We start from the raw sequence: 19112 nt of genomic DNA, 5'->3' as shown, positions 1-19112 counted from the left end.
CCGGCCCGTTCCCTTCCCCCGGCCGCACACATTCCGTTAACTTCCGTGACTCACACGCCCCGTACGACCCGCACGAGGCGATCGAGTGAGCCCTCGGGGGCATTCCGTCATGACACGCGCCATCTCTCTGCACGACGTGAGCAAGTCGTACACGCGGGGCGTCCGCGTCGTCGACCGGCTCTCCCTGGACATCCGGCCCGGCGAGTTCCTCGTCCTCCTCGGGCCCTCCGGCTGCGGCAAGTCCACCGTGCTCCGCATGATCGCCGGTCTGGAGGAGATCGACGAGGGCGAGCTGCTGCTGGACGGCGAGCACGCCAACGAACTGCTGCCCGCGGAGCGCCGGATGGCCATGGTCTTCCAGAACTTCGCGCTGTACCCGAGCATGACCAGCCGCGACAACATCGGCTTCCCGCTGCGCATCGAGACACCCGGCGCCGATCCGCGCCCCCGGGTCGAGGCCACCGCCCGCATGCTCGGCATCGAAGAGCTGCTCGACCGCTTCCCCGGCCAGCTCTCCGGCGGCGAACGCCAGCGCGTCGCCATGGGCCGCGCCATCGCCCGCCGCCCCACCGCGTTCCTGATGGACGAGCCGCTGTCCAACCTCGACGCCAAGCTCCGCAACCATCTGCGCGCCGAGATATCGGGCCTGACCCGCACCCTCGGCGTCACCACCGTCTACGTCACCCACGACCAGGCCGAGGCCATGTCGCTCGGCGACCGGGTCGCCGTCCTGCGCGGCGGCGTCCTCCAGCAGGTCGGCACCCCGCGCACGGTGTACGCGCTGCCCCGCAACGTCTTCGTCGCCGCCTTCATCGGCACCCCGCGCATCAACCTGCTGCGCGGCGTCGTCCGCGCGCCGCTCGACGGCGCCATGACCATCAGCCTCGGCAAGCAGTTCCTGCGGCTGCCCGAACCCCTCAGCCTCGACCACCAGTTGCTCCGGGTCCAGCAGGGCCGCGAGGTCATCGTGGGCCTGCGCTCGGAGGCCGTGCGGATCGGCGACCGGTCCGCCGCCCGGCCCGGGGAGGCGCTCATCACGGGCCTGGTCGAGCATGTGGAGTTCCAGGGGCACGAGGTGCTGGTCCACTTCAACACCGGCTCCCGGCCCGCCGTCGTCCCCGATCTGGAGGCGCCGCGCCCCGCCCCGACCGGACGCCGGCGCCGCCGCGACGGCGGCACGGTGCTGGAGCGGCTGCGCGGCCGGGCGGGCGCCCTGCGGGCCGGTCCCGTGGTCGCGGTGGAGGAACCCGCCGCCCCCGCCATCGAGCCGGCGCCGCCCGAGGGGCGGCTCCCGGGCGACCTCATCGTGCGCACCACGCCCGACTACGCGCTGCGGCACGGCATGCAGGTGCCGCTGCTCGTCGACATCGCCCACCTGTTCGTCTTCGACCAGCACGGGGATCGCATCTGCCCCGCCCCGGCGCGGCTGCCGGACCTGGAGGAGTGAGCGGACGGGGCGCCTTCCGGTGCGGCCGATCCCCTGAGGTCCCTGGCGCGCTAAAACTATCGCCGCTAGTTTGTGAGCCGGACGACTAGTTTGGTGAGCCGGACGACCCCAGCCGGAACGACGAGCGCGCAGGCGGCCGGCCGACGGCCCGCCCCGGGAGGAACCGCCATGAAGGCACACGACGGCATGTACATCGACGGAGCCTGGCGCCCCGCCGCGGGCCAGGACGTCATCGAGGTGGTGAACCCGGCCGACGAGCAGGTCATCGGCACCGTCCCGGCCGGTACCGCCGCCGACGTCGACACCGCCGTACGGGCCGCCCGCGCCGCGCTCCCGGGCTGGACCGCCACGCCGCCCGCCGAGCGCGCCGCGCGGCTGACCGCCCTGCGGGACGTCCTCGACGCGCGCCGGGACGAGATCGCCGAGACGGTCACCGCCGAACTCGGCGCCCCGCTGAAGTTCTCCCAGGCCGTCCACGCGGCCGTGCCCATCGCGGTCGCCGGCTCGTACGCGGAGCTCGCGGGCACGTACGCCTTCGAGGAGAAGGTCGGCAACTCGACCGTGTACCAGGAGCCGATCGGCGTGGTCGGCGCCATCACGCCCTGGAACTACCCGCTCCACCAGATCGTCGCCAAGGCGGCCCCGGCGCTGGCCGCGGGCTGCGCGATCGTCCTCAAGCCCGCCGAGAACACCCCGCTGGTCGCCCAGCTGTTCGCCGAGGCCGTCCACGAGGCCGGTCTCCCCGCGGGCGTCTTCAACCTGGTCACCGGCCTCGGCCCGGTCGCCGGGCAGGCGCTCGCCGAGCACCCGGGCGTCGACCTGGTCTCCTTCACCGGCTCCACGGCCGTCGGACGGCACATCGCCTCGATCGCGGGCGCCGCCGTCAAGAAGGTCGCCCTGGAACTCGGCGGCAAGTCCGCCAACGTCATCCTGCCGGACGCCGACCTCGCCAAGGCGGTCAACGTCGGTGTCGCCAACGTGATGTCCAACTCCGGCCAGACGTGCAGCGCCTGGACCCGGATGCTCGTCCACCGCGACCGGTACGACGAGGCCGTGGAGCTGGCGGCGCAGGCCGCCGCCAAGTACGGCGAGCGCATCGGCCCCGTGGTCAGCGCCCGGCAGCAGGAGCGGGTGCTCGGCTACATCGGCAAGGGTGTCGCGGAAGGCGCCCGGCTGGTAGCGGGAAGCGCCGAACCGCCGCGCGAGACGGGGTACTTCGTCAGCCCGACCGTCTTCGCCGAGGTCACTCCCGACATGACCATCGCCCAGGAGGAGATCTTCGGCCCCGTCCTGTCGGTCCTGCGCTACGAGGACGAGGAGGACGCCCTGCGGATCGCCAACGGGACCGTCTACGGGCTCGCGGGCGCCGTCTGGGCCGGGGACGAGGCGCGCGCGGTGGCCTTCGCGCGCCGTATGGACACCGGTCAGGTCGACATCAACGGCGGCCGCTTCAACCCGCTGGCCCCCTTCGGCGGCTACAAGCAGTCCGGCGTCGGCCGGGAACTCGGCGCGCACGGCCTCGCCGAGTACCTCCAGACCAAGTCCCTGCAGTTCTGAGCCCCGTCACCAGCCCTTCGCGCACCGAGGAGTCGTCCGCCATGGCCGTCCGCGCCGCCGTCCTGCCCGCCGTCGGGGCCCCGCTCGAGGTCACCGAGATCGTCCTGCCCGACCCCGGACCCGGCCAGGTCCGCGTCCGGCTCGCCGCCGCCGGCGTCTGCCACTCCGACCTGTCCCTGTCCGACGGGACCATGCGCGTCCCCGTGCCCGCCGTGCTCGGCCACGAGGGCGCCGGCACCGTCGTCGCCGTCGGCGAGGGCGTCACGGCCGTCGCGCCCGGCGACCCGGTCGTCCTGAACTGGGCGCCGTCCTGCGGCAGTTGCCACGCCTGCGGCCTCGGCGAGGTGTGGCTGTGCGCCAACGCGCTGAACGGCGCCGCGAACATCCACGCCCGGACCACCGACGGCACCGAACTGCACCCCGGCCTGAACGTCGCCGCGTTCGCCGAGGAGACGGTCGTCGCGGCGAACTGCGTGCTGCCCCTGCCGGACGGCGTCCCGCTCACCGACGCCGCCCTGCTCGGCTGCGCCGTCCTCACCGGCTACGGCGCCGTGCACCACTCGGCGCGGGTCCGGGCCGGCGAGAGCGTCGCCGTGTTCGGCGTCGGCGGTGTGGGCCTGGCCGCGCTCCAGTCGGCCCGTATCGCGGGCGCCGGGCGGATCGTGGCCGTCGACGTCTCCCCGGCGAAGGAGGAGCTGGCGCGCGCGGCGGGCGCCACCGACTACGTCGTCGCCTCCGAGAACACCGCCCGGGAGATCCGCGGCCTGACCGGGAAGCAGGGCGTGGACGTCGCCGTCGAGTGCGTCGGCCGCGCCGCCACGATCCGCACCGCCTGGGACTCCACCCGCCGCGGCGGACGCACCACGGTCGTCGGCATCGGCGGCAAGGACCAGCAGGTCACCTTCAACGCCCTGGAGATCTTCCACTGGGGCCGCACCCTCGCCGGCTGCGTCTACGGCAACTCCGACCCGGCGCGGGACGTGCCCGTCCTCGCCGGGCACGTCCGGGAGGGCCGCCTCGACCTCGGCGCCCTGGTGACCGAGCGGATCGCCCTGGACGGCATCCCGGACGCCTTCGAGAACATGCTCGCCGGCAAGGGGGGCCGGGCCCTGGTCGTCTTCTGACGGACCCGGCGGTCAGGCCCCGGTCACAGCGACTCGTGGGTCCGCCCGGTGCGCGGCCCCTTCGCCACGACCCGGGCGGACCGCGCGCCCGACCGCGACACGGCGACCCCGGCCAGGCACAGCGCCCCGCCCGCCAGCGTGAACAGCCCCGGCACCTCGTCCAGCACCAGCCACGACATCAGCACCACCAGCGCGGGCACCGCGTATGTCGTCGCCCCCATCCGGCTGGCGGTCGTCCGGGCCAGCGCGTACGCCCAGGTGGTGAAGGCCAGCGCGAGCGAGAACACGCCCAGGTACACCATGTGCAGCGTGGCCGGCAGCGAGGCGCGCCCCACGTCCGTGACCAGCTGCCCGGCGAACGGCAGACACAGTACGGCCCCGACCAGACAGCCGTACGTCGTCACCTGGAGCGCGCTCGCGTGGCCCAGGGCCGGCTTCTGCGCGACGACCCCGCCCGCGTAGCCGACGGCGGCCAGCAGGCACAGGCCGACGCCCAGCACCGAGGAACCGCCCCCGCCCGACATCGACACGCCCACGGTCACCGCGCCGGCGAAGGAGACCGCCATCCCGGCGAGCAGCCGCGGCGGCATCGGGTCGCCGAGCAGCCGGGCGCCCAGCAGGGCGATGAGGAGGGGCCCCACGTTGACCACGAGGGCCGCGGTGCCCGCGTCCACCTCCTGCTCGCCCCAGTTCAGCACCACGCTGTAGAGGCCGAACCAGAGCAGGCCCGATATCGCGACACCGGGCCAGGCGGCCCGCGGCGGCGGTCCCTCGCGCCGGACGAGACACAGGGCGCCCAGCACCGCCGCGCCGACGAGCAGCCGTCCGAGCGCCAGCGCGCCCGGCGAGTACTCCTCGCCCGCGCGGCGGATCGACACGAACGCCGAGGCCCACAGCACGACGGTGACGGTGGCGGCGCCCGCGGCGAGCAGCCCGGCGCGGCGGGACGGGGAGGCGGGGGAGGAGGTCATCATGCTCCGAGTGTCGGGACGGGGTGGGTGTGGATCGTGGACCGGGAACGGGGCCCGGCGAAAGTGGTTTTCGGTCACCGGCCTTGAGGACGGCGGCCTTCAAGCACGGGCCTCAGGCGCGGCCTTCAGGCACCGGCTTCAGCGCAGGGCGCCCGCCTCGACGCCGAGCAGGTCCTGGAAGGCCCGTGCCCCCGCGGCGGTCACCTTCACGGCCCGCTCCGAGCCGATCCGTACGCACCACCCGGCGTCCAGCGCGTGCCGGCACAGGGCGGCGCCCGCGACCCCGGCGAGATGCGGCCGGCGTTCGGTCCAGTCGAGGCAGGCGCGGGCCAGCGGCCGGCGCCCGGTCCGCTCCAGCGGGATGCCGGCGGCGGCGAACCAGCCGACGCCCGCGTCGGTCAGGGCGAACCCGGTGTCCTGGCGCAGCAGCCCGCGCGAGGTCAGCGCGTCGGTGAGCGCGATGCCGAGCCGCCCGGCGAGATGGTCGTAGCAGGTGCGGGCACGCGCCATCGCCGAACCGGCGCCGGCCTCCCGCAGCGTCCGGGGCGCCGGCCGCGCTCCCGGGCTCACCTGTGCCACCAGGTCCTCCACCAGCTGGGCCGTCCGCGCGTCGGCCAGCCGTACGTACCGGTGCCGTCCCTGCCGCTCCTCGGTGAGCAGCCCGCCCGCGACGAGCTTGCCCAGGTGCTCGCTCAGGGTCGACGGGGCGACCCCGGCGTGCCGGGCCAGCTCACCGGCGGTCCAGGCCCGCCCGTCGAGCAGCGCCAGCAGACAGGCCGCCCGGGTCTCGTCGGCGATGAGCGCCGCGAGCCGGGCGAGGGGCGGTGCCTGGGGTTCTCTGGAGGCCATAGGTCCCAGGATGGGGCACGGACGCTTCGGCCGGCGCCGAAGAGTGCCTCGCCTCAGCTCTCGCCGGTCAGGCGCGTGTACTGCTGGGCCAGCCCGTCGAGCAGGGCGGCGAGGCCCGTCTCGAACGCCCGCTCGTCGACTTTCTCCTGCTGGTCGGCGAGAAGGTGGGCCTGGCCGAGGTGGGGGTAGTCGGCGGGGTCGTACGCGGCGGCGTCGTCCACGAAGCCACCGGCGAAGGAGCCGAGCGCCGAGCCCATGATGAAGTACCGCATCAGCGCGCCGATGGAGGTGGCCTGCGAGGCCGGCCAGCCCGCCTCGACCATGGCGCCGTAGACCGCGTCGGCGAGCCGCAGTGCGGCCGGGCGGCGGCCGGGGCCCCGGGCCAGTACCGGGACGATGTTCGGGTGGTCGCGCAGGGCCGCCCGGTAGGAGACCGCCCAGTCGTGCAGCGCCGTCCGCCAGTCCCGGCCGTCCTCGAACATCGACAGATCGACCTGGGCGCTCACCGAGTCGGCGACCGCCTCCAGGATCTCGTCCTTGGTGCGGAAGTGGTTGTAGAGAGACGGGCCGCTGACGCCCAGTTCGGCGGCGAGCCGGCGGGTGGAGAGGGCGGCCAGGCCCTCCGTGTCCACGAGTTCGCGGGCCGTCGCGACGATCCGGTCGTAGCTGAGGAGGGGCTTGCGCGGTCGGGCCATGGCGCACATAGTAGGGCTGCCCGACAGAAACTAGCAGCGTTAGTTTAACGGTGAGGTGTCCGCCGCATGAACCTGGAGCTCAGCGAGGAGCAGTCCGCCGTCCGCCGGCTCGCCCGGGACTTCGTGGACCGCGAGATCGCGCCGAACGCCGTCGCGTGGGACCGCGCGGAGGAAGTGGACCGCTCGATCGTCAAGAAGCTCGGCGAGGTCGGCTTCCTGGGCCTGACGATCGACGAGGAGTACGGCGGCTCCGGCGGCGACCATCTCGCGTACTGCCTGGTCACCGAGGAGCTGGGCCGGGGCGACTCCTCGGTGCGCGGCATCGTGTCGGTCTCGCTGGGCCTGGTCGCCAAGACGATCGCGGCCTGGGGGAGCGAGGAGCAGAAGCGGCGCTGGCTGCCCGGGCTCACCGGGGGCGACCTCGTCGGCTGCTTCGGCCTCACCGAGCCGGGCACCGGCTCCGACGCGGGCAGCCTCGCCACCCGGGCCGTACGCGACGGCGACGACTATGTGATCTCCGGCTCCAAGATGTTCATCACCAACGGCACCTGGGCCGACGTCGTGCTGCTCTTCGCCCGCTCCACCGACGCCCCCGGCCACAAGGGCGTCTCCGCGTTCCTGGTGCCCACGGACACGCCCGGCCTGACCCGCCGCACGGTCCACGGCAAGCTCGGTCTGCGCGGCCAGGCCACCGCCGAACTGGTCCTCGACGGGGTCCGCGTGCCCGCGTCCGCCCTGCTGGGCGAGGAGGGCAAGGGTTTCTCCGTCGCCATGTCGGCGCTGGCCAAGGGCCGGATGTCGGTCGCCGCGGGCTGTGTGGGTATCGCCCAGGCCGCGCTGGACGCCGCCGTGCGCTACGCCGGGGAGCGCGAGCAGTTCGGCAAGCCCATCGCCGGGCACCAGCTGGTCCAGGAGCTGATCAGCGACATCGCCGTCGACGTGGACGCGGCCCGGCTGCTGACCTGGCGGGTCGCCGATCTGATCGACCGGGGGCTGCCGTTCGCCGTGGAGTCCTCCAAGGCCAAGCTGTTCGCCTCCGAGGCCGCCGTGCGGGCCGCCAACAACGCCCTGCAGGTCTACGGCGGCTACGGCTACATCGACGAGTATCCGGTGGGCAAGCTGCTGCGCGACGCCCGCGTGATGACCCTCTACGAGGGCACCAGCCAGATCCAGAAGCTGGTCATCGGGCGGGCGCTCACGGGGGTCTCCGCGTTCTGAGCACCACCGGCTGAGGCGTTCTGCGCACCGGGTGAACGGTTCTGCGCACCGGCTGAACCGTTCTGAGTACGGGCTGAGTACCCCGACGGATACCGGACCGGCCGCGGCGGCCCGAGCATGGGCCCATGAGTGACGCATCGGGCAAGTCCCAGAACACCGCGGCCTTCTACGGGCAGGCCGTCGCCTCCTTCGCCGTCGCCATGGCCGCGACCGCGATCGGCATCTTCAAACTGAACGCCGACGCCTGGGTGCGCGCCTTCCTGGCGATCGCCGTCCTGTACCTGGTCACGTCCGCGTTCACCCTCGCCAAGGTGATCCGCGACCGGCAGGACGCCACCGCGCCGCCCGCCTACCCGCCCTTCCCCAAGCACTGAGCGGAACGTCGGCCACCGCGCGCTAAGCGCCCGCTCACCTGGGGCGGTATGGTGGAGCCTCTGTCAGCGAGAGGGGCGAGTGAGCGATGAGTACGGCGGAGGACACGGCCGGCGGCGAGACGTCGGCGTGGGGTGAGGTCACGCCCGACGCGGCCCGGCGGCTGCTGATCGCCGCCGTGGAGGCCTTCGCCGAGCGCGGCTACCACGCCACGACGACCCGGGACATCGCGGGCCGCGCGGGCATGAGCCCGGCCGCGCTCTACATCCACTACAAGACCAAGGAGGAGCTCCTCCACCGGATCAGCCGCATCGGCCACGAGAAGGCGCTGGACATCCTGCGCACGGCGGCCCGGCGGGAGGGCACCCCGGCCGAGCGGCTCGCCGACGCGGTGGGCTCCTTCGTCCGCTGGCACGCCGGCGGGCGCACCACCGCCCGGGTCGTGCAGTACGAACTCGACTCGCTCGGCCCCGACGCCCGCGCCGAGATCCTCGCCCTGCGCCGCCGGTGCGACGCCGAGGTGCGCGGGATCATCGAGGAGGGTGTGGCGGCCGGCGACTTCGACGTCCTGGACGTCAAGGGCACCACCCTCGCCGTGCTGTCCCTCTGCATCGACGTGGCCCGCTGGTTCAACGTGTCCGGCCCCTGGACGCCGGACGAGGTCGGCGCGCTCTACGCCGACCTCGTGCTGCGGATGGTCGGGGCGTCGAAGTAGCCCCGGCTGTCTACAGGTAGTACCGGGAGACGGACTCGGCCACGCAGACGGGCTTGTCCCCGCCCTCGCGCTCCACGGTGAAGGCGACGCTGACCTGCACACCGCCCGGCACATCCGTGACGTCGGTGATGGCGGCGGTGGCGCGCAGCCGCGAGCCGACGGGCACCGGGGCGGGGAAACGCACCTTGTTGGTGCCGTAGTTGACGCCCATCTTCACGCCCTCGACCGCGATCAGCTGGGGGCCGAACAGCGGCAGCAGCGACAGCGTGAGGTAGCCGTGGGCGATGGTCGTCCCGAACGGGCCGGAGGCGGCCCTCTCCGGGTCGACATGAATCCACTGGTGGTCGCCGGTGGCCTCCGCGAACGTGTCGATCCGCTTCTGGTCGACCTCCAGCCAGTCGGTGTACCCCAGCTGCTCGCCCACCGCCGCCTTCAGGTCGTCGGCGCCGGTGAAGATCCTCGGCTCTGCCATGTCCAGGCCTCTCGCGTCACATGTCTCGGAAGGGCAACTCTAAGCAACTGCTTAGCATGGTCGGCCGCCGGGTGCCTGTCAACGGACCGGGGGAGTGACACGGGTGGGTAGGTTGGGGGGCGTGCCCCAGATTCCCGAGAAGATCCATGAACTCACGGTCGGCCAGCTGTCCGCCCGCAGTGGCGCCGCGGTGTCCGCCCTGCACTTCTACGAGTCCAAGGGCCTGATCACCAGCCGCCGCACCTCCGGGAACCAGCGCCGCTACACCCGTGACACCCTGCGCCGGGTCGCCTTCGTCCGCGCCGCGCAGCGCGTCGGCATCCCGCTGGCGACGATCCGCGAGGCGCTCGCCGAACTCCCCGAGGAACGCACGCCCACCCGCGAGGACTGGGCGCGGCTGTCCGAGGCGTGGCGCTCCGAGCTGGACGAACGCATCAGCCGGCTCAACCGGCTGCGCGACCATCTCACCGACTGCATCGGCTGCGGTTGCCTCTCCCTGGACGGCTGTGTCCTGTCCAACCCGGACGACATCACCGGTGAACGGCTGACGGGCTCGCGCCTGCTGGCCGAGCAGCGGGGGAACGGACGGCGGCAGGACGCCGGGCGCTCCTGACCGCACGTCACTGCGCTCAAGACGTACGGGCGTTCGCGAGCAGCCTCAGGGCCTCCGTCACCAAGGCGGCGTTGGAGCACGCCCGTTCACCGTCCGGCAGGACCAGTGTGTCCTCCAGCCCGATACGGGTCGCCAGCCCCAGCCGTCCCGCCAGCCGCAGCACCGGCCACGCCCACCCGTCCTCCCCGTGCAGCAGCACCGGGCGGCCATGGGCCGGTCCCAGCTCCGCGAGGAGTGACCGGGCCGTCGTCACCGCGTTGTCCGGGTCGGGGTCGGTCACCTCCGCCAGTACGCGCAGCACACGTGGCCCGAGCGGGGAGGCGCCGAACCGCGCCGCGCCGTCCGTGCCGGACCAGATGCCCGCCTCCACGCCCACGCCCCGCTCCAGCAGCGCGGCGGCCACCTCCTCGGCGCCCGGCTCGTGCCAGTTGACCGAGGCGTGGTCGGGCAGGACCGTCCAGGCGCGGACGCGCGCCACCCGCGCCGCCGGGTCCGGTTCCGCCCAGGCGCCGGTCGTCACCCCGACCGGCACCCGCACCCGCTCCCACAGCGCGGTGAGCATGGGCGTGAGCACTCCCGGCGACAGACTGTCCCGGCCGCAGGGGGACTTGGGGTGGACGTGCACGTCCGTGGCCCCGGCGGCGACCGCGGCGGGGGCCGCCTCCGGGACGGCCGACGGCGTGAGCGGCACGGCCGTACCGTCGCCCGCTCCCCGGGAACCGTTCAGACAGACCTGGACCATGACCCGATGGTGCCAGGCGGCACCGACAATGCGAGGACGCGGTCACGCGTCCCGAAGGAGGGGGTGCGGCATCCCCGGCGCACCCCCGACGTGCTGAGAACCCCGACCTGTCGAGGACCTCGGACGTGCCGAGGCCCCCCGCGGGGCTTCCCCCCTACGCGGACACGAGCAGTCGCCGTCCGCGGCGCGCCGTCGCCAGCGCTTCCGGTGTGAGCACCGGGCGCGGCACCACGATGCCGCAGTCCGTGCAGACCGGGCCCGACGACGGTTCATGGGCCAGGTCGTACTTCCAGACGAGCCGGTCCCCGTCGCACACCGGGCAGTGCGAGCCCGGTTCGCGCTCCAGCGCGGAGATCAGCTTGCGCAGCACGTCGGCCAGTGGCTCCCGCGGATGCACCCGGGGGTCGTCGCACCAGGCGACGCCGAACCCGCCCCAGGTCAGCCGGTGCCAGTCGTCCACACTGCCCGGCCTGCGCAGTCCGTCGTGCTTCTCCTTCTTGCGGCGCTCGGCGAACGCGACCTCGTAGGCCAGCCAGACCGAACGCGCCTCCTCCAACTCCTCCAACGCGGCCACGAGCCGCGCCGGCTCAGGAGAGCGGTCCTCCGGACCGAATCCCGCCCGGGAGCACAAGTGGTCCCAGGTCGCCCTGTGCCCGTACGGAGCGAACCGCTCCAGGCACTTGCGCAGTGAATAACGCCGCAGTGCCAGGTCGCACCGCGGATCGCGCACCTGTCTCGCCAGACTCCGGAAACCTGCCATCGCCCTGCACCTCCGTCACACCTGCACCTGTACTTCGGTCACTTCGGCGACACCGCGCCTCCTTCCCGCGCGGCGTTGACGAATAGACGTATCGACAAGCGATTCGGCTCCATCCGATGTCCGACGACCTCCCCTACGAGTCCTGGCGACCCGGATACCTGACGCATGTTCATCTTCAATCCCGGGGATACCGCCGGTAACGTCCCGGCCCACCCTCGTCGGTAGGAGCTGCCATGCCACGGCGTACCCCACGCAACGCCCCAGCCGCTCTGAGAACTCCCCGCGTATTCCCCGGGTTCCTGAAGGCCGCATCCGTATGCACGTTGATTGCCGGACTTTTGTCGCCTCTTTCCCCGGCGGTGACCCTGTCCGAGGCCGCCGCGGCCGAGCCGGCCGCCGTGACCGACCACTGCGGAAGCCGGTGTTCCGACATCCTGCCGCCGGGCCAGAACGGCAACGCGACCCTGGCCCAGATCCTGCTCAACCAGGCGTTCGGCACCCTGCCCGAGCACGCGTCCGACCAGCTCGGGCCCTATGCCGCCCTGGCGAAGGGCCACACAGGCCTCACCGACGCGACGATCAGCTCCTTCTTCAACGACGCCTCCTTCGGCGTCCCCGCCGACCAGGTCGCCTCCACCGTGAAGCCCGCCGGGCGCGACGACGTGACGATCGTGCGGGACAAGAAGACGGGTGTGCCGCACATCACGGGGACGACCCGCTACGGCACGGAGTTCGGTGCCGGCTACGCGGCCGCCCAGGACCGGCTGTGGCTGATGGACGTCTTCCGGCACGTCGGACGCGGCCAGTTGACGTCCTTCGCGGGCGGCGCCCCCTCCAACCAGGGCCTGGAGCAGCAGTTCTGGCGCAGCGCGCCCTACACCGAGGCGGAGCTGCGGGCGCAGATCGACAGCGCCGTCGCCAAGGGCGGCGAGCGCGGCCGGCAGGCCCTCGCCGACGCCACCGCCTACCTCGACGGCGTCAACAGCTATATCGACGCCTCCGACAGCGGCCGCTACTTCCCCGGCGAGTACGTCCTGACCGGCCACAAGGACTCGATCACCAACGCCGGCACCATCGAGCACTTCAAGCTGACGGACCTGGTCGCGCTCGCCTCCGTCATCGGCGCCCTCTTCGGCTCCGGGGGCGGCGGCGAGGTCGACAACGCGCTCACCCTGCTCGCCGCGCAGGAGAAGTACGGCGTCGTCGAGGGCACCCGGCTGTGGGAGTCGTTCCGGCAGCGCAACGACCCCGAGGCTGCCGTCACCGTCCACGGCAAGAGCTTCCCGTACGCCACGAAGCCCGCCGACCCGCAGGGCACGGCCCTCCCCGACGCCGGCTCGGTGACCGAGGAGCAACTGGTGTACGACCGGACGGGCAGCGCGGCCGGCGCCGCCGCGGGCGGTGCCTCCACGACGGCCGCCGCCACCGCCCTCGGCTCGGCCCGGCGGGGTATGTCCAACGCGCTCGTCGTCAGCGGCGAGCACACCGCGAGCGGCCATCCGATCGCCGTGTTCGGGCCGCAGACCGGGTACTTCGCGCCCCAGCTGCTGCTCCTCCAGGAGATCCAGGGGCCCGGCATCAGCGCGCGCGGCGCCTCCTTCGCGGGCCTGAGCATGTACGTCGAGCTGGGGCGCGGCCAGGACTACGCGTGGAGCGCCACGACCTCGGGACAGGACATCATCGACACCTACGCCGTCGAGCTCTGCCAGGACGACCACCACTACCTGTACCGCGGCACCTGCACGGCCATGGACAAGGTCGAGCAGAAGAACGCCTGGAAGCCGACGACCGCCGACGGCACCGCCGCGGGCTCGTACACGATGCGGGTGTGGCGGACCAAGTACGGCCCGGTGACGCACCGCGCGACCGTCGGCGGCAAGAAGGTCGCCTACACCAGCCTGCGCTCGTCGTATCTGCACGAGGTCGACTCGATCATCGGCTTCCAGATGCTGAACGACCCCGACTATGTGAAGGGCCCGGCGGACTTCCAGCGGGCCACCCAGCACATCAACTTCACCTTCAACTGGTTCTACGCCGACTCCGCGCACACCGCCTACCACAACAGCGGTGACAACCCGGTCCGGGCGGCCGGCGTCGACCCGGACTTCCCGGTCTGGGCGCGCCCGGCGCACGAGTGGCAGGGCTGGGATCCGGCCGGGAACACCGCGCGGTACACCCCGCCGTCCGAGCACCCCAACTCCGTCGACCAGGACTACTACATCTCCTGGAACAACAAGCAGGCCGCCGACTACAGCACCGCGCCCTGGGGCGACGGCTCCGTCCACCGGGGCGATCTGCTGGACGGCCGGGTGCGCGCCCTGGTCGACCGGGGCGGCGTGACCCGGGCCGCGCTGGTGAAGGCGATGGCCGACGCGGGTCTCGCGGACCTGCGCGCCGAGGACGTCCTGCCCGGTCTGCTGCGGGTCGTCACCAGCTCACCGGTGACCGACCCGACGGCCGCCGCGGCGGTGACCAGACTCCAGGCGTGGGTCGGCGCGGGCGCCCGGCGCACCGAGACCTCGGCCGGCTCGAAGAAGTACGCCGACGCCGACGCGATCCGCATCCTGGACGCATGGTGGCCGCGGCTGGTGAAGGCCCAGTTCGAACCCGGGCTCGGCAGCGCCCTCTACACGGCGATGCAGCGCAACCTGCCCGTCGACGAGGCCCCGTCCGCCGGGCACGGCCCCACCGGGTCGCACGCCGGCAGCTCCTTCCAGTACGGCTGGTGGAGCTATGTCGACAAGGACATCCGGGCGGTGCTGGGTGAGCCGGTGCGGGGCCCGCTCGACCGCGTGTACTGCGGCGACGGCAGCCTCGGCGCCTGCCGGGACCTGCTGATCGGCACCCTGAAGGAGGCGGCGGGCCGGACGGCGGCCCAGGTCTACCCGGGCGACGAGCAGTGCGCGGCGGGCGACCAGTGGTGCGCCGACGCGATCGTGCAGCGCACCCTGGGCGGCATCAAGCACGGGAAGATCAGCTGGCAGAACCGGCCGACCTACCAGCAGGTCGTGGAGTTCACCTCGCACCGGTGACCCGCCGGGGACCGGCGCGGGGGCCGATACCCCCGCGCCGGTAAGCCTCACCGGTACAGCAGATACTCCCTGCGGACCCGGCGGAACGCCGCCAGCTCGTGCTGCCAGCCCGCCACCACCTCGTCGGTGTCCGCGCCCGCGTCGATCATCGTGCGCACCTGGGTCGACCCGGTGAGCTTGTCGATCCAGTTGTCCGCCCGCCAGGCGAAGCCGCTCCAGGTCCGCTTCGCCGTCACCAGCAGCGCGATGCCCGTGCGCACCGGGTCGAACGCGGCCCGGTCGTGCACATGGAGCTGCACCCCGCCGATGGTCTTCCCCTGGAACTTGGAGAACGTCGGCGCGAAGTACGCCTCCCTGAACCGCACGCCGGGCAGCTCGAGTTCGTTGACGGCCGCCGCCCAGCGCCGGTCGACGCCCTCCGCGCCGAGCAGTTCGAACGGGCGGGTCGTGCCGCGTCCCTCCGACAGGTTGGTGCCCTCGAACAGACAGGTACCGGCGTACACGAGCGCGGTGTCCGGGGTGGGCATGTTGGGGCTCGGCGGCACCCAGGGCAGCCCCGAGGCGTCGTAGAAGTCCGAGCGCTTCCAGCCCGTCATCCGCACGGTCTCCAGGGGGACGGGGTCGGTCAGGAACTCCCCGTTGAACAGCAGCGCCAGCTCGGCGACCGTCATGCCGTGCGCCTGCGCGATGGGCTGCCGCCCGACGAAGGTGGCGAACTCCTTGTGCAGGACGGGCCCCAGGGCCGCCCGGCCGGTCACCGGGTTGGGCCGGTCCAGCACGACGAAGCGCTTCCCGGCGAGCCGGGCCGCCTCCATGCAGTCGTACAGGGTCCAGATGTAGGTGTAGAAGCGGGCGCCGGCGTCCTGGATGTCGAAGACGATCGTGTCGACGCCGGACGCCGTGAAGATGTCGGCCAGCGGCCGGCCGCTCTTGAGGTAGGTGTCGTAGACCGGCAGGCCGGTGGCCGGGTCGTCGTAGCGGCCCTCCGAGCCGCCCGCCTGCGCGGTGCCGCGGAAGCCGTGCTCGGGGCCGAAGACGGCCGTCAGGTCCACCCGGTCGTCGTCGTGCATGACGTCCACGATGTGGCGGACGTCCCGGGTCACGCCGGTGGGGTTGGTGACGATCCCGACCTTCTGGCCGTCGAGGAGCGCGTAGCCGTCCGCCGCGAGCCGTTCGAAACCGGTGCGCAGCCGCGTGGCGCGCGGTGCCGCCGAGGCCGGGGAGGAGACGGAGGCCGCTGTCGCCGCCGTGGTCGCTGCGAGAAGAGCTCGTCTGGAGAGGCGCATGGGGTGCACCGTATTGCCCGTGCGGAGCGCAGGGAAGGTGCCGGAGCCGGGTGGCGCAAGCCCTTTCACAGCCCTTCCCTCGAACATACCGACCGGTTAGTCTGACTCCGCCAGGAGCCGCAGTCGAAGGAGACCGATGGTGCAAGCCGTGCAGGACGCCGCAGTCGTCGTCACCGGGGCCGGAGGGGGCATCGGCGCCGCGCTGGCCCGGCGGTTCGCGGCCGCCGGGGCCCGGGTCGCCGTCAACGACCTGGACGCCGTGAAGGCGCGGGCGGTCGCGGGGGAGATCGGCGGCCTCGCCGTCCCCGGCGACGCCTCGGCGATCGTCGCCGAGGCCCGTGACGCGCTCGGCGGCACGATCGACGTCTGGTGCGCCAACGCGGGCGTCGCCTTCGCCGGGGACGACCCCGGCGCACCGCTCGACGAGCGGGCGTGGGCGACGTCCTGGGACGTCAACGTCATGGCCCAGGTGCGGGCCGCCCAGGCCCTGCTGCCCGACTGGCTGGAGCGCGGCAACGGCCGTTTCGTCTCCACCGTGTCGGCCGCCGGGCTGCTCACCATGATCGGCGCCGCTCCCTACGCCGTCACCAAGCACGGCGCCCTCGCCTTCGCCGAATACCTGGCGCTGACGTACCGGCACCGCGGGATCAAGGTCCACGCCATCTGCCCGCAGGGCGTGCGCACCGACATGCTGGACGCCACCGGCAGCGCCGGCGACCTGGTGCTGAAGCCCACCGCCATCGCCCCCGAGGACGTGGCGGACGCCCTGTTCAAGGGCATGGAGGAGGACCGCTTCCTGATCCTCCCGCACCCCGAGGTCGCCGGGTACTACGAGACGCGGGCCGCCGCCCCCGACCGCTGGCTGGCCGGGATGAACCACCTCCAGCAGCGCTGGGAGGAGACCCGGTGACCGCCTCCCGTTACGCCGCCAAGCCCTGGCTGGCCCTGCTCACCGAGGCCCAGCGCGCCCCCGTCGCACCGGACGACTCCCTGGTGCACGCCCTGCGCCGGGTCGCCGCCGAGACCCCCGACCGGGTCTGCCTCGCCTACTTCGACGGGCGCCTGACGTACCGCGAGGTCGACGAGCTCAGCGACTCCGTCGCCGGGCACCTCGCCGCCCGCGGCCTGGAGCCCGGCGACCGGGTCGCCGTCCAGCTGCAGAACTCCCCGCACTTCGTGCTCGCCGCACTCGGCGCCTGGAAGGCCGGCGCCATCGTCGTCCCCGTCAACCCGATGTACAAGTCGGCCGAGGTCGGGCACGTCCTGCGGGACGGCGAGGTGGCCGCCCTCGTCTGCTCCCGCCGCGCCTGGGAGACGTATCTGCGCACGACGGCCGCCGACTCCCCGGTGAAGATCGTGCTCAGCGCCTGCGAGGCCGACCTCCAGACCCGCGACGACCCCCGGGTGAGCGGCCTCGACCGGCTCCCGGCCCCCGCGGACACCGACGACCTCACCGCTGTCGCCCGCGCCGGGCACCCCGCCCCCGAGGGCCGCGCCCCGGAGCCGTCCGGGACCGCACTGATCAGCTACACCTCGGGCACCAGCGGCACCCCGAAGGGCGCCACCAACACCCACCGCAACATCCTCCACAACGCCGAGCGGCAGCGGACGGGCCTCGAACTGCCCGACCCGCCCGTCTACTTCGCGCTCGCCCCGCTGTTCCACATCACCGGCATGGTCTGCCAGTTCGGCGCCTGCCTGGTCAGCGGGGGCACCCTGGTGCTCGCGTACCGCTTCGAGGCGGGCGTCGTCCTCGACGCCTTCGCCGAGCACCGGCCGCACTACACCGTCGGCCCCTCGACGGCCTTCATGGCGCTCGCCGCCCACCCGGCCGTCACCCGTGAGCACTTCGCCTCGTTCCGCATGATCTCCTCCGGCGGCGCCCCGCTCCCGCCGGCCCTGGTCGAGCGGTTCCGGGACGCCCTCGGGCCGTACATCCGCAACGGCTACGGCCTCACCGAGTGCACCGCCCCCTGCGCCTCCGTGCCGCCCGGCCTCGAAGCCCCCGTCGACCCCGCCTCCGGGACCCTCGCCGTGGGCCTGCCGGGCCCCGACACGGTCGTACGGATAATCGACGACCGGGGCGACGAGGTGCCCTTCGGCGAGCAGGGCGAGATCGTCGTCCGCGGACCGCAGGTGATCCCCGGCTACTGGCGTCGGCCCGACGCCACCGCCGAGACCTTCCCGGACGGCGAACTGCGCACCGGAGACATCGGCTTCATGGACGCCGACGGCTGGCTGTACGTCGTCGACCGCAAGAAGGACATGATCAACGCGTCCGGCTTCAAGGTGTGGCCCCGCGAGGTCGAGGACGTCCTGCACGCCCATCCCGACGTCCGGGAGGCGGCCGTCGTCGGCGTGCCCGACGGCTACCGCGGCGAGACCGTCAAGGCGTACATCAGCCTCCGTCCGGGTGCCGGGACCGACCCCGGTGAACTCGTCGCCCACTGCAGGGAGAGACTGGCCGCCTACAAATATCCGCGGCAGGTGGAGATCCTGCCCGACTTGCCCAAGACGGCGAGTGGGAAGATCCTCCGTCGGGAACTGCGTTCCCGAAGCAACGACGGATAGACACAGCAGGCGCACTTCTCGGAAGGCAGGTGGCGGCACAGTGGCCAGGACGACGGACGGTGACGGCACGCCCGTCCCGCAGCGGCTGCTCGCCGCCGCCACCCGGCTCTTCGCGGAGCAGGGCTACGACCGCACCTCGGTGCAGGAGATCGTGGAGGCGGCCGGCGTCACCAAGGGGGCGCTCTACCACTACTTCGGCTCCAAGGACGACCTCCTGCACGAGGTGTACGCCCGGGTGCTGCGCGTCCAGCAGGAGCGCCTGGATGCCTTCGCGGACGCCGACGAGCCCGTGGAGAAGCGGCTGCGGGGCGCCGCCGCGGACGTGGTCGTGACGACGATCGAGAACCTCGACGACGCCTCGATCTTCTTCCGCTCGATGCACCATCTGAGCCCCGAGAAGAACAAACTGGTGCGCGCCGAGCGCCGGCGCTACCACGAACGCTTCCGTGCGCTCATCGAGGAGGGCCAGCGCACCGGCGTCTTCTCCACGGCGACCCCGGCCGACCTCGTGGTCGACTACCACTTCGGCTCGGTCCACCACCTGTCCACGTGGTACCGGCCCGACGGCCCGCTCAGCCCGCAGGAGGTCGCCGACCACCTCGCCGACCTGCTGCTGCGCGCCCTGCGCCCCTGAACACGCCCGTGCGGGGCCCCGGTGGACTTCCACCGGGGCCCCGCACGCGTGCCG

The 19112-nt window shown here is 73.0% G+C and carries 18 protein-coding genes; 11 read left to right on the top strand and 7 right to left on the bottom strand.

The window, feature by feature from the left end; translation table 11 throughout:
- Positions 1-109 precede the first annotated feature (109 nt).
- The 3 genes from DC008_RS06635 (at position 110) to DC008_RS06625 (ending at position 4128) form a co-directional block, all read left to right on the top strand.
- Complete coding sequence (locus DC008_RS06635; RefSeq protein WP_108706135.1) at positions 110-1447, top strand: ABC transporter ATP-binding protein; 1338 nt, start codon at positions 110-112, stop codon at positions 1445-1447.
- A 168-nt stretch (positions 1448-1615) separates the two neighbouring features.
- The gene (locus DC008_RS06630) at positions 1616-3004 is read left to right on the top strand and encodes an aldehyde dehydrogenase family protein (protein ID WP_108706134.1); all 1389 of its coding nucleotides are present in this window, start codon (positions 1616-1618) and stop codon (positions 3002-3004) included.
- 41 nt (positions 3005-3045) lie between these two features.
- On the top strand, positions 3046-4128 hold the full coding sequence (locus DC008_RS06625; protein ID WP_108706133.1) for a Zn-dependent alcohol dehydrogenase: 1083 nt from the start codon (positions 3046-3048) through the stop codon (positions 4126-4128).
- A 23-nt stretch (positions 4129-4151) separates the two neighbouring features.
- Here DC008_RS06625 and DC008_RS06620 read toward each other — a convergent pair whose 3' ends face one another.
- The 3 genes from DC008_RS06620 to DC008_RS06610 all read right to left on the bottom strand — a co-directional run bounded on the left by DC008_RS06620 (position 4152) and on the right by DC008_RS06610 (position 6643).
- Positions 4152-5102: a DMT family transporter gene (locus DC008_RS06620; RefSeq protein ID WP_108706132.1), complete on the bottom strand. Its 951-nt coding sequence runs from the start codon at positions 5100-5102 to the stop codon at positions 4152-4154.
- 135 nt (positions 5103-5237) lie between these two features.
- Positions 5238-5948 carry an ArsR/SmtB family transcription factor gene (locus DC008_RS06615; protein WP_108706131.1) on the bottom strand — a complete coding sequence of 237 codons (711 nt, stop codon included), beginning with the start codon at positions 5946-5948 and terminating at the stop codon, positions 5238-5240.
- Between the two features lie 53 nt (positions 5949-6001).
- Positions 6002-6643 carry a TetR/AcrR family transcriptional regulator gene (locus tag DC008_RS06610; RefSeq protein ID WP_108706130.1) on the bottom strand — a complete coding sequence of 214 codons (642 nt, stop codon included), beginning with the start codon at positions 6641-6643 and terminating at the stop codon, positions 6002-6004.
- A 66-nt stretch (positions 6644-6709) separates the two neighbouring features.
- Between DC008_RS06610 and DC008_RS06605 the strand changes: the two genes are divergently transcribed.
- From DC008_RS06605 to DC008_RS06595, 3 genes are all read left to right on the top strand, one after another.
- A complete protein-coding gene (locus DC008_RS06605) occupies positions 6710-7861 on the top strand; it encodes an acyl-CoA dehydrogenase family protein (protein ID WP_108706129.1) in 1152 nt (383 codons plus the stop codon).
- Positions 7862-7986: 125 nt separating this feature from the next.
- Entirely contained in the window at positions 7987-8235 is a 249-nt protein-coding gene (locus DC008_RS06600) for a YiaA/YiaB family inner membrane protein (protein ID WP_055622820.1), read from the top strand.
- Positions 8236-8321: 86 nt separating this feature from the next.
- Positions 8322-8948, top strand: a complete 627-nt coding sequence (locus tag DC008_RS06595) for a TetR/AcrR family transcriptional regulator (RefSeq protein WP_108706128.1) — start codon at positions 8322-8324, stop codon at positions 8946-8948.
- Positions 8949-8958: 10 nt separating this feature from the next.
- On the opposite strand, the gene DC008_RS06590 is transcribed toward DC008_RS06595, so the two are convergent.
- Positions 8959-9420 (bottom strand): MaoC family dehydratase, encoded by a 462-nt coding sequence (locus DC008_RS06590; RefSeq protein WP_108706127.1) that lies wholly within the window; start codon positions 9418-9420, stop codon positions 8959-8961.
- Positions 9421-9541: 121 nt separating this feature from the next.
- Here DC008_RS06590 and soxR point away from each other — a divergent pair, with 121 nt between their 5' ends.
- On the top strand, positions 9542-10033 hold the full coding sequence (soxR, locus tag DC008_RS06585) for a redox-sensitive transcriptional activator SoxR (RefSeq protein ID WP_108706126.1): 492 nt from the start codon (positions 9542-9544) through the stop codon (positions 10031-10033).
- A gap of 16 nt (positions 10034-10049) precedes the next feature.
- On the opposite strand, the gene DC008_RS06580 is transcribed toward soxR, so the two are convergent.
- Together DC008_RS06580 and DC008_RS06575 are read right to left on the bottom strand one after the other, a co-directional pair.
- Entirely contained in the window at positions 10050-10775 is a 726-nt protein-coding gene (locus tag DC008_RS06580; RefSeq protein ID WP_108706125.1) for a 3-keto-5-aminohexanoate cleavage protein, read from the bottom strand.
- A 154-nt stretch (positions 10776-10929) separates the two neighbouring features.
- The gene (locus tag DC008_RS06575) at positions 10930-11535 is read right to left on the bottom strand and encodes a hypothetical protein (RefSeq protein WP_108706124.1); all 606 of its coding nucleotides are present in this window, start codon (positions 11533-11535) and stop codon (positions 10930-10932) included.
- 233 nt (positions 11536-11768) lie between these two features.
- Between DC008_RS06575 and DC008_RS06565 the strand changes: the two genes are divergently transcribed.
- On the top strand, positions 11769-14567 hold the full coding sequence (locus DC008_RS06565) for a penicillin acylase family protein (RefSeq protein ID WP_108706122.1): 2799 nt from the start codon (positions 11769-11771) through the stop codon (positions 14565-14567).
- Positions 14568-14614: 47 nt separating this feature from the next.
- Here the strand turns inward: DC008_RS06565 and DC008_RS06560 are convergent, their stop codons facing one another.
- Entirely contained in the window at positions 14615-15853 is a 1239-nt protein-coding gene (locus DC008_RS06560; RefSeq protein ID WP_108706121.1) for an exo-beta-N-acetylmuramidase NamZ family protein, read from the bottom strand.
- 136 nt (positions 15854-15989) lie between these two features.
- Here DC008_RS06560 and DC008_RS06555 point away from each other — a divergent pair, with 136 nt between their 5' ends.
- From DC008_RS06555 to DC008_RS06545, 3 genes are read left to right on the top strand one after another with little or no spacing between them, the layout of a single operon-like run.
- Positions 15990-16763 (top strand): SDR family oxidoreductase, encoded by a 774-nt coding sequence (locus DC008_RS06555; RefSeq protein WP_108706120.1) that lies wholly within the window; start codon positions 15990-15992, stop codon positions 16761-16763.
- A complete protein-coding gene (locus DC008_RS06550; protein WP_108706119.1) occupies positions 16760-18424 on the top strand; it encodes a class I adenylate-forming enzyme family protein in 1665 nt (554 codons plus the stop codon). The genes DC008_RS06555 and DC008_RS06550 overlap by 4 nt, the downstream gene beginning before the upstream one ends.
- A 40-nt stretch (positions 18425-18464) precedes the next feature.
- Positions 18465-19058 (top strand): TetR/AcrR family transcriptional regulator, encoded by a 594-nt coding sequence (locus tag DC008_RS06545; protein WP_055622830.1) that lies wholly within the window; start codon positions 18465-18467, stop codon positions 19056-19058.
- Positions 19059-19112 lie beyond the last annotated feature (54 nt).

The organism is Streptomyces nigra (assembly GCF_003074055.1).
GTDB classification, from domain to species: Bacteria; Actinomycetota; Actinomycetes; order Streptomycetales; family Streptomycetaceae; genus Streptomyces; species Streptomyces nigra.
This window is presented reverse-complemented; position numbering and strand designations above follow the sequence as displayed.

Excerpts from the sequence above, each read along its gene's own strand:
- DC008_RS06635 (WP_108706135.1), top strand. The coding sequence starts at position 110 with ATGACACGCGCCATCTCTCTGCACGACGTGAGCAAGTCGTACACGCGG.
- DC008_RS06630 (WP_108706134.1), top strand. The coding sequence starts at position 1,616 with ATGAAGGCACACGACGGCATGTACATCGACGGAGCCTGGCGCCCCGCC.
- DC008_RS06625 (WP_108706133.1), top strand. The coding sequence starts at position 3,046 with ATGGCCGTCCGCGCCGCCGTCCTGCCCGCCGTCGGGGCCCCGCTCGAG.
- DC008_RS06620 (WP_108706132.1), bottom strand. The coding sequence starts at position 5,102 with ATGATGACCTCCTCCCCCGCCTCCCCGTCCCGCCGCGCCGGGCTGCTC.
- DC008_RS06615 (WP_108706131.1), bottom strand. The coding sequence starts at position 5,948 with ATGGCCTCCAGAGAACCCCAGGCACCGCCCCTCGCCCGGCTCGCGGCG.
- DC008_RS06610 (WP_108706130.1), bottom strand. The coding sequence starts at position 6,643 with ATGGCCCGACCGCGCAAGCCCCTCCTCAGCTACGACCGGATCGTCGCG.
- DC008_RS06605 (WP_108706129.1), top strand. The coding sequence starts at position 6,710 with ATGAACCTGGAGCTCAGCGAGGAGCAGTCCGCCGTCCGCCGGCTCGCC.
- DC008_RS06600 (WP_055622820.1), top strand. The coding sequence starts at position 7,987 with ATGAGTGACGCATCGGGCAAGTCCCAGAACACCGCGGCCTTCTACGGG.
- DC008_RS06595 (WP_108706128.1), top strand. The coding sequence starts at position 8,322 with ATGAGTACGGCGGAGGACACGGCCGGCGGCGAGACGTCGGCGTGGGGT.
- DC008_RS06590 (WP_108706127.1), bottom strand. The coding sequence starts at position 9,420 with ATGGCAGAGCCGAGGATCTTCACCGGCGCCGACGACCTGAAGGCGGCG.
- DC008_RS06580 (WP_108706125.1), bottom strand. The coding sequence starts at position 10,775 with ATGGTCCAGGTCTGTCTGAACGGTTCCCGGGGAGCGGGCGACGGTACG.
- DC008_RS06575 (WP_108706124.1), bottom strand. The coding sequence starts at position 11,535 with ATGGCAGGTTTCCGGAGTCTGGCGAGACAGGTGCGCGATCCGCGGTGC.
- DC008_RS06565 (WP_108706122.1), top strand. The coding sequence starts at position 11,769 with ATGCCACGGCGTACCCCACGCAACGCCCCAGCCGCTCTGAGAACTCCC.
- DC008_RS06560 (WP_108706121.1), bottom strand. The coding sequence starts at position 15,853 with ATGCGCCTCTCCAGACGAGCTCTTCTCGCAGCGACCACGGCGGCGACA.
- DC008_RS06555 (WP_108706120.1), top strand. The coding sequence starts at position 15,990 with ATGGTGCAAGCCGTGCAGGACGCCGCAGTCGTCGTCACCGGGGCCGGA.